Source organism: Chryseobacterium vaccae, assembly GCF_009602705.1.
GTDB classification, from domain to species: Bacteria; Bacteroidota; Bacteroidia; order Flavobacteriales; family Weeksellaceae; genus Chryseobacterium; species Chryseobacterium vaccae.
This window is the reverse complement of the sequence record NZ_VSWH01000001.1, coordinates 514,942-527,963: the sequence shown is the minus strand read 5'-3', so window position 1 is coordinate 527,963 and position 13,022 is coordinate 514,942. Positions and strand designations below refer to the sequence as shown.

Annotated in this window: 9 protein-coding genes; 5 read left to right on the top strand and 4 right to left on the bottom strand. The window is 37.9% G+C overall.

What is annotated here, in order from left to right:
• Positions 1–42: 42 nt before the first annotated feature.
• The 4 genes from FW768_RS02340 to FW768_RS02325 all read right to left on the bottom strand — a co-directional run bounded on the left by FW768_RS02340 (position 43) and on the right by FW768_RS02325 (position 6,043).
• Positions 43–909, bottom strand: a complete 867-nt coding sequence (locus tag FW768_RS02340) for an SPFH domain-containing protein (protein WP_153392031.1) — start codon at positions 907–909, stop codon at positions 43–45.
• 253 nt (positions 910–1,162) lie between these two features.
• The gene (gene ccsA / locus FW768_RS02335; RefSeq protein WP_153392029.1) at positions 1,163–4,414 is read right to left on the bottom strand and encodes a cytochrome c biogenesis protein CcsA; all 3,252 of its coding nucleotides are present in this window, start codon (positions 4,412–4,414) and stop codon (positions 1,163–1,165) included.
• Positions 4,415–4,751: 337 nt separating this feature from the next.
• Positions 4,752–5,324 carry a Crp/Fnr family transcriptional regulator gene (locus tag FW768_RS02330; protein WP_153392027.1) on the bottom strand — a complete coding sequence of 191 codons (573 nt, stop codon included), beginning with the start codon at positions 5,322–5,324 and terminating at the stop codon, positions 4,752–4,754.
• 74 nt (positions 5,325–5,398) lie between these two features.
• A complete protein-coding gene (locus FW768_RS02325) occupies positions 5,399–6,043 on the bottom strand; it encodes a cysteine hydrolase family protein (RefSeq protein ID WP_153392025.1) in 645 nt (214 codons plus the stop codon).
• A gap of 239 nt (positions 6,044–6,282) precedes the next feature.
• Between FW768_RS02325 and FW768_RS02320 the strand changes: the two genes are divergently transcribed.
• The 5 genes from FW768_RS02320 (at position 6,283) to FW768_RS02300 (ending at position 12,966) form a co-directional block, all read left to right on the top strand.
• On the top strand, positions 6,283–8,850 hold the full coding sequence (locus FW768_RS02320) for an FtsK/SpoIIIE family DNA translocase (protein ID WP_153392023.1): 2,568 nt from the start codon (positions 6,283–6,285) through the stop codon (positions 8,848–8,850).
• 61 nt (positions 8,851–8,911) lie between these two features.
• Entirely contained in the window at positions 8,912–9,559 is a 648-nt protein-coding gene (locus tag FW768_RS02315) for a LolA family protein (RefSeq protein WP_153392021.1), read from the top strand.
• A gap of 122 nt (positions 9,560–9,681) precedes the next feature.
• On the top strand, positions 9,682–11,139 hold the full coding sequence (locus tag FW768_RS02310; RefSeq protein WP_153392019.1) for an LptF/LptG family permease: 1,458 nt from the start codon (positions 9,682–9,684) through the stop codon (positions 11,137–11,139).
• A gap of 139 nt (positions 11,140–11,278) precedes the next feature.
• The gene (locus FW768_RS02305; protein ID WP_153392017.1) at positions 11,279–12,073 is read left to right on the top strand and encodes a hypothetical protein; all 795 of its coding nucleotides are present in this window, start codon (positions 11,279–11,281) and stop codon (positions 12,071–12,073) included.
• 251 nt (positions 12,074–12,324) lie between these two features.
• Entirely contained in the window at positions 12,325–12,966 is a 642-nt protein-coding gene (locus tag FW768_RS02300; protein WP_153392016.1) for a hypothetical protein, read from the top strand.
• Positions 12,967–13,022: the final 56 nt, after the last annotated feature.

Sequence of the window (13,022 nt, the reverse complement as noted above, 5' to 3'; positions counted from 1 at the left end):
CAGAGAAAATCAGTCTTACAATGTAATAATTAATTGTTCACATTAATTGTAAAGTGTACCTGCATTCAAAATGGGAGTTGCTGCTTTTTCACCACATAAAACCACCATTAAGTTGCTTACCATTGCTGCTTTTCTTTCATCATCAAGTTCCACAATATTTTCTTCAGAAAGTTTTTTCAATGCAAGATCTACCATTCCTACAGCACCTTCTACAATCTTAGTTCTTGCGGCTACGATAGCTGTTGCCTGTTGTCTCTGAAGCATGGCACCAGCAATTTCCGAAGCATAAGCCAGGTGGGAAATCCTCGCTTCCTGAATAATAATTCCCGCTTTTGAAAGACGGTCTGTAAGTTCCTGCTCCAAAATAGAGTTGATCTTATCACCGCCTTCCCTTAAAGTAATTGGTGCATGATCATCTTCCAGATTGTCATAAGGGAAACTCATTGCCAGATGACGTACTGCGGCTTCACTCTGCATTTTCACAAAGTCTGAATAACGCTCTACATCAAATGCAGCTTTATAGGTATCTCCTACTTTCCAGACCATTACCACGGCAATTTCAATAGGATTCCCCATTTTGTCATTGACTTTCAAAGTCTGACCCTGTAGGTTCTCTGAACGCAAAGACATCTTTTGGGATGAATATAAAGGGTTGATAAAAAACAATCCGTTATCCTTTACAGTTCCCACATAGCGGCCAAAGAAGTTGAGCACTCTTGAATGGTTCGGCTGAATAATCATCAGACCTTTTAAGAAAAAACAGGACAACAGAAAACACAACATAGCAATGGCTACAAGCGGAATGCTTTGATCAACTCCGGAAATAAAAAGATAGATTGATGCTACAAACAGAACCAGGCAGATCACTAAGGTAAGATACCCTGACATCGGTTTTAAAATTTTTTCCATAACAGTAAATTTTAATTTGATATTATTTTGATATCATAAAGATACAAATTAATTCTATACGATGAATCACAAAATATGATTTTTTTAATAGGTTCGGATAGGTGCCTGGTGCAAGGAATTTTGGATGTGAAATAATAAAATCAGCAAGCATTGTATCTAGTCTATTTTGAAAATATACAACTACACCCCGCTTCATTGCATAAAAAATCCCGGAACATGAATTCCGGGATTTAGATTGTATTGTTTTATAATTTTATTTTTTGTTCAATACTTTGAACTTGAAATAAGAAACTACCGCTAGTAAAATCATTGTTCCTACTCCAATATATACCCAGGCCGGAACCGGAACAGGGTCTCCTGCTGCATAAGAATGAAGTCCGCTTAAGTAATAGTTTACTCCAAAATAGGTCATTACCATTGAACAGAATGCGAACATTGTTGCTATGTGGAATGCCCATCTGCTTCTCAATCCTGGTACCAGTCTCATGTGCAGTACAAACGCATACACCATAATGGAGATAAAAGCCCATGTTTCCTTCGGGTCCCAGCTCCAGTATCTCCCCCATGATTCGTTGGCCCAGATCCCTCCAAGGAAGTTTCCGACGGTTAAGGCAAAAAGACCTATAGTAAGAGACATTTCAGATACAATAACCAGTTCTTTCAACGTGGTATCATGATGTATTTTATAAGTAGGTTTATCGGAAATAATATAGAATACCAGACTGATTACCGCAATAATCATAGACAGTGCAAAGAATCCATAACTGGATACAATAATAGCCACGTGAACGATCAGCCAGTATGATTTCAATACCGGAACCAGCGGAGTGATCTGTGGATCAAGTGCTGAACCGCCATGAGCAAACCCCATCATGATAACTGCTACCATAAATCCAGCTGCCGGAATCAGAGCATTGGCATTTCTGTACAGAAGGAATCCTGCCGTGATACCTACCCATGAAATAAAGATAATCGCTTCATATCCGTTACTCCAAGGTGCGTGTCCAGAAATATACCAGCGTGCGATAAGCCCAAGGAAATGGAACACATATCCTATTGCCCCTAATATGATGATGGCTTTAATTGCCTTATTTAATTTCTTGTTAGGTTTAAACAGTTCAACAAATCCTAAAATCATCAATAATCCTCCGATAATGGTATAGAAAATCAATAGCTTAAAGTTGATGTTCACCTTATTCATGAACACTTCAAGATCTACTTTAGATTTTGAAGGAACAACAGCTTTCCCCCATTTCTGCTGATAATCTGAAAGTTTCGCCAATTCAGCATCAGCTTTACTCCAGTCTCCTGATTTCTGTGCCTGTAGGATTTCGGCAAAATATGGTCCCATTACCTGTTGAGATTCCATATCCGGCTCCAGTTTCTGGTCAAGCCATGAATGCCATGTATGGTTGGCATCATTTTTCACAGGAACAATTCTCATGAACTGGCCACTGAAAAACTCATTGAAGATCTGAACCCGTTCGTTAAGTTTAATCAGCTGTTTGTCATATTCTGACTGTTCTGCAGGCTTTTTGGCAAATGCAATATTATAGTCTCTTTCCAGAACATAGGTCATCATCCCTGTTTTTTTATCAATCGGGAAAAGATTAAGCAGAGAAGTATATCCGTCTTCATTGGCTTTGGCTTTTTCCAGAAGTGATTTTACGGCTCCAACACTAATCAAAGGGACAGCTGTCCAGCTTTCTGTATCGGTATTAATAGACAGGAACCACTGGTTGGCATCCAGGGATTTTCCGTCGGTTCCTTTAAAGCGGTCATGCTTGTATAGTTTTCTCAGAACTTCCAGTGCCTGCGTGTTCATCGGAACAATTCTTCCTTCAATATTCTGAACCAGAAGGTATCCGAATTTATCTGCATGTTCTTTACTGATCTTGTTTCTTGCAATAATCTCATCTGGAGAGATTATTCTCATTTTATTGATCGGTGATGCAGCAGAATTTTGTGTAGAAACACTAGTTTCCGGAGCCGGAGCGTGGTTATGCCCGTCTCCTTCTGTATGAACATGTTCTCTGCTTCCGTCAGTCGTCCCGTGGGTTTCAATTTTCTGAGCGTTCAATCCTAAGCTTAAGAAGATCAGAAGCACTGCCGCCGCTTTCTTTTTATTAACATCAGACAGCATTTTATTCAGTTTCCAGAAATGGGTTCCTTTCCAGAAGAAAATGATGAACATTCCTAAAAATAAAAGAGCATATCCGATGTAAGAGATCAAAGTTCCCCAGTAATCGTGGTTTACGGAAAGAACAGTACCCATTCTGTCCGGATCAAAACTTGCCTGGAAGAAACGGTATCCGCCATGGTTAAGAACGTGGTTCATATAGATTTTATAAGGCGTTTCTTTACCTCCATCAATGATTTTAACATGGCTTTCATAAGCACTCGGAGATGAACTTCCCGGATAGGTTTCCATCACAAAGTCATCCAGCTTTAAAGCAAACGGTGTGTTATATACTTTAGGCCCGAAACCTAGCATAATATTCAGTCCATCCATTGTGATCTGCTTGTAGGCATTCGGGTTTCCTTTTTCAACTGAAAGTTCAACCAGCTGCTTTGTTTTTGGTCCCTGCAGCTCAACTTTAAGCATATCCGGAACATTCATGTCTTTCTTTTTATCGCCTTCAAAAGCGATCAGTTTTCCTTTTTTAAGACCTTCAGGAACTACCAGCTTCAACTCATTGATGCTGTAAAGACTTCTCAATACTAAAGGCTGGAATTCATCCTTCTTGGTATTTCCGGTGGCCTGCGTTGCCATGGTCATAAAAGTAGCGTCAACCGGTGTTTTGATAAACAGTTTTCCGCCTTCATTTTTAAACTCTACAGCACCTTCAATAGCTCTGTTAAACGTTACCAGGGTTCCGTTGATGGATTTTGTTTCTCCCGGTTTGATGTAAATATTCTGTCTTCCGGTATTTCCTGTAGAAACCAGGTGAAGATATTCCGCTCCGTTAGGTTCAGCAACTAAGCTGTCTTTTTTTCTTTGTACATATTCTTTAGCAATAACCTTTACTTCTTTTCCACGGTAGTCATAGGTAGCTTTAAGGTCTTTATGCAAAGGAGACATCAGATAAGGAATATCCTGATAATTAAGAACATCTCCTTTTTCTTCAATCTGAATTTTTAAGAAATTTTTATCCGTTATGATCTCATTGGAAGTTTCTCCTTCCCTGATGTGCATTGTGCCTTCAAAACTGATGTATCTTGTAATGGCACCACCAATAAAGATGAATACAAAGGCAAGGTGAAACATCAGAACCGGCCATTTTTCTCTTTTCCACAGTCTGTATCTTCCGATATTTCCTATGAAATTGAGAATGAGCAGAACCATAATCAGTTCGAACCATTTTGCTTCATAAATTAATGCTTTTGCTGTTGGCGTTCCATAATCGTTTTCCAGGAACGTCGCATAAGCCATCGAGCCTGCGTACACCAGTAACAACACAGCCATTGTTCTGGTTGAGATAAGAATATCTTGGAGCTTCTTCATGATTTATTATACTTGACATGCAAAAATAAGGATGATAAACTATAAAGAGGTTAAAAAAAGCTGTTTTTTGTCACTTTAAAGCCGCTTTTACTTATTTTTAATCATTCTTAATAACATGAAAAACATTAAGAAAAATTCAATTTCAAATATCATAATAACCTAGATACATAATACCTATCCAAGCTATTGAAATATTCTATATCACCTTTCGCTTTTAAGTTTTTTGAAGCCTCCTGCGTAAGGTCTTCATAAAGGAAAAGACAAGGCAGCATTAGAATTTTCATATAGGTTTTAGTTTCCTCCAAAAGTATATAATTAAAATATATTCCTCATTTTTTCAGCGCAGTTTTTTTCTGATTTTACTTAAAAATTCGTGAGTAATCCCCAGATAAGAGGCTGCCTGCTGTTGGGTAATCCTCTGTTCCAGTCCGGGATACTTCTCCAGAAATTCAGAATATCGTTTGTCGGCAGTTTTGCCCGTCAGGGAAAGAATTCTTCTCTGAAGTGCTACAGATGACTGTTGATTCATGATTCTGAAAAGCTTTTCAATCTGCGGCATGGTTTCGTACAGCTGCTCCTTATCTTTTTTTGAAATCATCAGAACTTCACTGTCCTCCAATGCTTCAATATTTAAAGTGCTGGGAACATTGTTGATCAGGCTGTCTATATCTGTGATCCACCAGCCTTCAACGGCGAAATAAAGGGTTTGTTCCGTACCGTTCTCATTCAGATAATACACTTTGAAACAGCCATTCAGCACAAAACCTTCGAAATGACAACACTCACCTTCTTTCAGGACAATCTCTTTCTTTTTATACTTTCTGAGTTTAAAGGGTTCAGCAAACCTCCCGAATTCTTCATCGGAAAGAGGGATGTATCTGGTGATATTTTTATACAGCAAGTCAGACATTAGATGAATTATAATGGAATAAAGATACCTATATTTCAAACAGGTATCTTTACTAAACTCTTTTTCAGACAGGATTATTTTCCGTTGATAAAATCTTCAGCATCTGCAACACGGGCATACAAACCTCCTAATGCTGAAATTCCTGCGAGAAACGACCTTTGGATTTCTTCCGCTTTTACAATTTTTCCGTTCAGCTCACGATCTCTTGTTGCTATAGCGTCTCCGATAATGGTATTATTAAAACCTAAATCAAAAGCGGCCCTTGTCGTTGATTCTACGCAGACATCCGTCATCATTCCGGTGATCACCAGATTTTTGATCCCGCTTTTTTGCAGGTGTTCCAGAAGACCTGTTTCTCGGAAGCTGTTCGGGAAGTGTTTGATAATCACTTTTTCATTAGCCTCAGGGGCAACCAAGGTATTGATTTCAGATCCTGCTGTATTAGGAAGAAAAAAAGTAGCCTCTTTACTCTCGTCAATATGCCTGATATGAACAACCTGGAGATGATTTTTTCTGAAGAACCTCAGTATCTCCTGTGCTTTTCTGCCAGCCCGTTCAGCTCCTTCAAGCGTCATTTTCCCTCCTGGGAAATAATCATTCTGTACATCGATAATTAATAATGCTGTGTTTTCCATGTTTCTTTTTTGTTGTGCGTTAACAGATAGTAGTGAAATTAAAATCAGGCTCAGGGCCAGAATTCTGTTGAATGCATTGTTCATGAATTTCTTTTTTAACTTAATTATGCAAAATTACAGTACCAGAAATCCATAACCTTTGAACTAGTTCAAAAACGAATCTTCGTTTCAGCATCACAGAAAAAGATTTAAAAATTTTAGCTTAAAATTATCATTGTAAAGCACCGTAAATTCAAAAAAATAACCATAAATTACGCTCTCTTTTTGAGTAAAAAAGATTCTTTTAATGTTGAAAAAACATTAAATTTGCCCACATTGATATTATGGATAAAAAGACACAGACAAAACCAACAGAATCACCTGATACAGGTAAGATATTATCAAAGCCACGCATATTTTTCGGGCTTACTTTCATCCTTTTTTCTGTAGTTCTGACATTCTCGTTCATCTCTTATTTAATGAACTGGAAAGCAGATCAGAGCCAGGCAGGCACCATGCTTGACAAAAGCATAAAATCCTCCAATATTTTCGGAAAAGCCGGAGACTGGCTGGGAAATATTTTCATTTTTGAAAGCATAGGGATCGCTTCATTTATTATCGCTTTTTTATTTATGGCGGTAGGAACTCTGATCCTTAAGAAAAAAATATTCAAGCCATGGAAAACCATCGGCCACTCTCTGTTTTTCATCTGCTGGCTGCCTATTTTTATGGGTGCTATCACCAAAGGGCAAGGCGTGATGGGAGGTGTTTACGGATACCAGATCATGGATTATCTTAATGCAATCATCGGAACGGTTGGCCTGTGGGTTGTTCTGGTGGCAAGTATTCTTTTATATTTTATTTTAGAATTCAATCTTCGTCCCAGCTCAATCAAAGCTAAGCTGGATAGCATTAACGAAAACACCATCGGAAAGGTAAAATCGATGATGCCTAGTTCTGATGAAAATTTTGAAGCTGATGATGAACTTGAAGAAGAAGCTGAAAATACGGCACCCAATGTTACGGTAACCGACGTTTCTGAGCAACCGGAGAAGCCAAAAACAAGAGAACCGGAACCAGTACAGGTTCCGAAAGGCTTCCCTGAAGTTTCACCGGTAACCGGAGTAGAAACTATTGTAACGCCCAACCATACTTCTTTTGAAGATGACAAAAAAGATTTCTCTCAATCTGTAAATCTTAATTTGAATACAAAACCCGCTGTTCCTACTTCTACTCCGGAGCAGGCATTTGACATGAGCCCGGTTTCTCCGGTTCAGGTGCCAATTCCTGTTTCAACACCGGCCCAAGAAAACAACATTAAATTTAATGTGGAAGTAGCTCCTGTAATAGATATCCTTGATGATTCGGACAGAAAATCTCAGGAACTGGTTGAAAAACACGGATTGTATGATCATAAACTGGATCTTGCCGGATTCCAGATGCCGACTGTAGATCTTCTGAAAGATTACGGAAATGAAGAAATTTCTATCAACAAAGAAGAACTGGAAGAAAATAAAAATAAAATTGTAGGTCTTTTAAAGAATTTCAATGTAGGGATTGCTGAAATTAAAGCTACCATTGGACCAACGGTTACGTTATATGAAATTGTACCGGAAGCGGGAATCCGTGTTGCTGCCATCAAAAAACTGCAGGATGATATTGCGCTGAACCTTTCCGCTCTTGGAATCAGGATTATTGCTCCAATGCCGGGGAAAGGAACCATTGGAATTGAGGTACCGAGAAAGAACCCTACCATGGTATCCATGAGGTCTGTCATTGCTTCTCATAAATTCCAGAATACGGACATGGATCTTCCAGTTGTATTCGGGAAAACCATTTCTAACGAAGTATTTATGGCCGATCTGGCAAAAATGCCACACTTACTGATGGCCGGAGCCACAGGACAGGGTAAATCGGTAGGTATTAACGCCATCCTTACCTCGCTTCTTTACAAAAAGCATCCAAGTGAACTGAAATTTGTAATGGTAGATCCTAAAAAGGTTGAACTTTCTTTATATTCAAAAATTGAAAGACATTATCTGGCTAAACTTCCGGATGCAGAGGAAGCCATTATCACAGACACCAATAAAGTAATCAATACTCTGAACTCTCTTTGTATTGAGATGGATACAAGATATGACCTTCTTAAGAATGCTTTCTGTAAAAACCTGAAAGAATATAATAAGAAGTTCACGGAAAGAAAACTCAACCCTGAAAACGGGCATCGTTACCTTCCTTATATTGTATTGGTTGTAGACGAATTTGCAGATTTGATTATGACTGCAGGAAAAGAGGTAGAATTACCGATTGCCAGACTGGCACAGCTTGCCAGAGCCGTAGGAATTCACCTGATTGTTGCTACACAGAGACCTTCTGTTAACGTAATTACAGGGATGATTAAAGCCAATTTCCCTGCGAGAGCGGCCTTCAGAGTAATTTCCAGTGTAGATTCAAGAACGATCCTGGATTCTCCGGGTGCTGATCAGCTGATTGGTAAAGGAGATATGCTTTATTTTAACGGAAATGAAATTTTAAGACTTCAGTGTGCCTTTGTTGATACTCCGGAAGTGGAACGAATCGCAGAATACATTGGTGAACAGAAAGGATATGCTTCTGCCTTCCTTCTTCCTGAATATGTTTCTGATGACTCATCCAGTTCAGTAGGCGCTTTTGACCCGAATGAAAAAGATGCATTATTTGAAGAAGCTGCAAGAATTATTGTCTCTACACAACAAGGATCTACTTCTATGCTTCAGAGACAGCTTAAACTGGGCTATAACAGAGCGGGAAGAATTATGGATCAGCTGGAGGCAAGTGGTATTGTAGGAGGCTTTAACGGAGCTAAAGCAAGAGAGGTACTGATCAGTGACTTACACTCTTTGGAACAGTTTTTGGAAGATCTGCGTAGTTAGAAGGAAAAACAAATTGTTTCACCCTTAAAATTAAAAATCTAAAGATTATTAAATAAAGAAAATGAAAAATATTATTTCAAAAGTTATATTGGGAAGTTTTGTTGTAGGTGCAGTTGGAATGGCTCAGGCACAGAAAATTGATGCAAAAGCTAAAAAGATATTGGATGATATTACAGCCAACTATAATTCTAAAAAGAATTCTTACTTCAAATTTTCTTTTGGAAGCGGACTAAATGGACAGGTGACGAAAACAGAACCGGGGATCTATTATGCTGCAGGGGAAAAATATAAGCTTAAGATCATGGATACGGAACAGATCTATGATGGAAACAAAATTTACAACATCAATGCTGATGATATGGAGGTAACCATTGCCAAGCCTAACGGAAGCAGTTCTATGTTCTCTCCTATCAATTATCTTTCTACTTACAGAAATGATTACAACGTAACCTACAATGGTAAAAAAACAGTAAACGGAGTAAACGCAGATTTCATCAAGCTGACCCCAGTAAAATCCAACGGAATAAAATATGTTTATCTTTTTGTAGATTCTGCAAAGAAACAAATGGTAAAACTTGAGCAGCACGGAAATAATCAGGATGTAGCCGTAATCGCCATCAAAGAATACAAGGAAAACCAGGAGCTGGACCCTAATATGTTCGTTTTTGATAAGAATAAGTTCAAAAATTACGTGATCACAGAACTTTAAAAATAGAAAAACTAAATCGTAAAGCTGCTAATTCGTCTTTTTGTTATTTAGTCTTAAAAGAAAAATATAAAAATTATAAGAGCCACAAGTAAAATTTGTGGCTTTTTGATTAATTTTGGCGCATGTTAAAAATACTAGACCGATATATCATAAAAACCTTCTTTGGACCGTTTTTCTTTATATTCAGCGTATTGTTTTTCATTTTTATTGTAAACATTATCTGGGTTCAGTTGGGGCAATTTATGGGTAAAGGATTAAGCTACTGGCAGATCCTTAAACTTCTTTTTTATCTGGGGGTAAGCGTTATCAGTATGGTACTCCCGCTTACCATACTTCTGGCAAGCATTATGTCTTTTGGAGAATTCGGAGAACGGTATGAACTTGCCGCCATGAAAGCTGCCGGAATTTCTCTTACAAGGGTAATGGCACCACTGTTGGGAGTGGCAACCGTATTGGCAGTCATGCTTTTTTTCTTCTCCAATAATATTATTCCAGATTTCCAGAAAAAGGCTAAGAATATGCTTTTCAATATTGCACAGACTAAGCCGGCGCTTAACTTTACACCAGGACAGTTTATTGATCAGCTTCCCGGATACATGGTAAAGTTTGATAAAATTTATGGGGATAACGGTGAACATATTGAAGGGGTTTTTGTTCACAAAAAAGCCAGCACCTATGAAAATCAACGGTCTATTGTAGCTGAAAAAGGACGATTTGTACCGATCGCCAATAAAAACTTTCTAAAGCTGGAATTGTATAATGGTTATATATTAGAAGACAATTTTGCAGGAAAAGGAGAGAATGTAAGAAAAAAACAACCGGATCAGGCCATTAAGTTTGACACGCTGGTTTCTCACTTCGATGTCAGTGAAATCGTCAACAAGGCTATTGAAAAAGAACAGATTACGGACGATTATCGTTTCCAGACCTATGGACAACTTATTGAAACGGTAGCTAAAAACAAAAAAGACAATGCAGATTTTTTCACCAATATCGGAACCGATGTCCTGAGCCGTACCAATTCGGTGATCAGCTATATGGATAAAAATGTAAAATCAAAAGCTGCCCCGAAGTCCCAGATCAAATTAGATTCAATAAAAGGAGATAAAAAACTGGACCTTCTTTATAATTCCTATAATAATCTGGAGAGCCTGAAAACAACTGCAGCAGATAAAAAGAATGAATTCAGTTCCAATATCAAATATTTCAGTAAAGTTGTCATTTATCAGCAAAGGATTATTTCCTATTCTGTAACCTGTATCATCTTCTTCCTGATTGGGGCCAGTTTAGGATCCATCATCAGAAAAGGAGGAATGGGACTTCCGGTGATCATAGCCATCGTTATTTTCATCATCTTCTACGTGATGAATCTCGGGATTGAAAACGTGGCATGGGGCGGAAAAATGAGTCCTTATCTGGCAGCATGGCTTCCTAATCTCATTCTTCTTCCTTTCGGAGTATGGATGACGTATAAAGCCCTTACCGACTCACAACTGTTTGATGCGGAGAAATACAAGGCGTTCTTTAAACCTATTACAAAGCTGTTCGTGAAAACGAAAGAGCATACGAGATACCAGTAATGATATTAAAAATGCACTTATAAATACAGGCCTGGAGAAATCCGGGTCTTTTTTATACCTGAAAGTATGGTATTCTATTATGTCATGCCCTAAAGTATAAAAGATTATATTTACAAAAATTGTTAAAAATAATAACTACATGAAAAAAGTACTACTATTGAGCTTATTCACTATAGTCTCAGTAAATGTGTATGCACAGGAAGACAACGCTACAGATTATGATCTGAAAAATGATGAAAAATTAGGGTATATCATCGATAAAAGCGGAAAAAAAATAGAAGGAATCGTACGTCTGAACGGAGACGAAAGAAATCCGTGGGATAATCAGAAAAAAGTGAAATTCATTGCTGCAACTGATATTGACAAATCTAAAAAGAAACAGAAATTCAAAGGTTTTGATGCGGATGATATTAAAGGATATACCGCTGTTGATGAAAACAATAATGAAAGACATTTTGAAACCATAAAGTACACCAATACAAAAGAAGGTTTTAATACCGCAACCGGCGGACTGAGCGGTAATCTTAAAGCATTTAATAACCTTACCAAAAGTACACAGTTTGCAGAAGTGGTTACGGATGGGAAAATCAAAGTATATAAACTTTACGGCTATCCTACTACATTCTCCGCAGGCGGACAAATTGCTGCCGCTGACAAGGAAAATGAAAGAATGAGAAATTTCCCTTCTTATATTTATTCCAAAAGGGGTGGCAAACTGGAAGAGCTTACATTTGCTAAAGCCAAAACGGTTATTACAGATTGCAGCTATGCCAAAGGAAAGCTGACTGCAGGTTCTTATGCTTCTCTAAAAAATGACGAAAAGAAAAGATCCGGGCTTGGAAAACTGATCAAAAGCCAGATTGATGACGTCATGTCAAACATCCCTGAGATTGTGGAAGAAGTAATTGTTGATTATAACGAAAACTGCAAATAAATAACCTGAATTCGGAAGAAGTAAGGTAAGATTAATGGATGGAAGAAGGAGGATGGAAGTTATTTTTGGTTATAGGTATTGAAGGTCACTGTATAATCAAATTATTTTAAACAGAATGGCAATTATGAGTGATGACTTTCATAACTTCCATCCCCCCATCTCCCTGCTTCAAACCTTTCTAAACCAGAAATCAAGATCCCGAACGAAGGTTTCCCACGGAAGTCTCCGTTTTTAATACCACCTTACAAAATATGAAAACAATATTCATCACAGCATTCCTGGCTATCTTTATGTCTTGTAAAAAAGCAGACAACAAGGAAAAGGCTCTCCTACCGTCTTCCGGGGCAGACAGTTCTGCTGTTAAAAAAGCTTCAGAAACAGATTCATCTGATCCTATTGATAACATCAAAAAAGAATACAACAGGCTTCATGCCCTTTTGGAAGCTAAGAAGTTTACAACGAAAGGCTTTACCTACAACTGCAATGAAGAACCTTCAGGAGAGGTTACTTTCTACTCGGATAAGAATGAAATTAAGGTGATCCGGCATTCCTATGCTGAACACAGCCATTTTTCAGCTACTGAACAGTATTTTATCAAAAATGGAAAACCATTCTTTATATTCAGAGAAGAAGCAATCTGGAATTTCGATGGAGGAACCCCGGAAAAACCGATTACTAAAGACGACATTACAGAAACAAGAATTTATATCCAAAACGGAAAACCAATCAGGTGCCTTGAAAAGAAATACAGCATACGATCAGATGATTCAGAAAAACCAGATCCCTCTAAAATCCCCGGAAAAGAAATCCATTGTACAATTGAAGATCTTATGAAAACATATGGACTGCTCATAAAAAACAAAGATCAGAAAGAAGAAAAGCAATGTCTTTAAAAAACAAAAAGAGGTTTCCAGGGGAAGCCTCTTTTTTATTTTCAAAAAACTGAAAA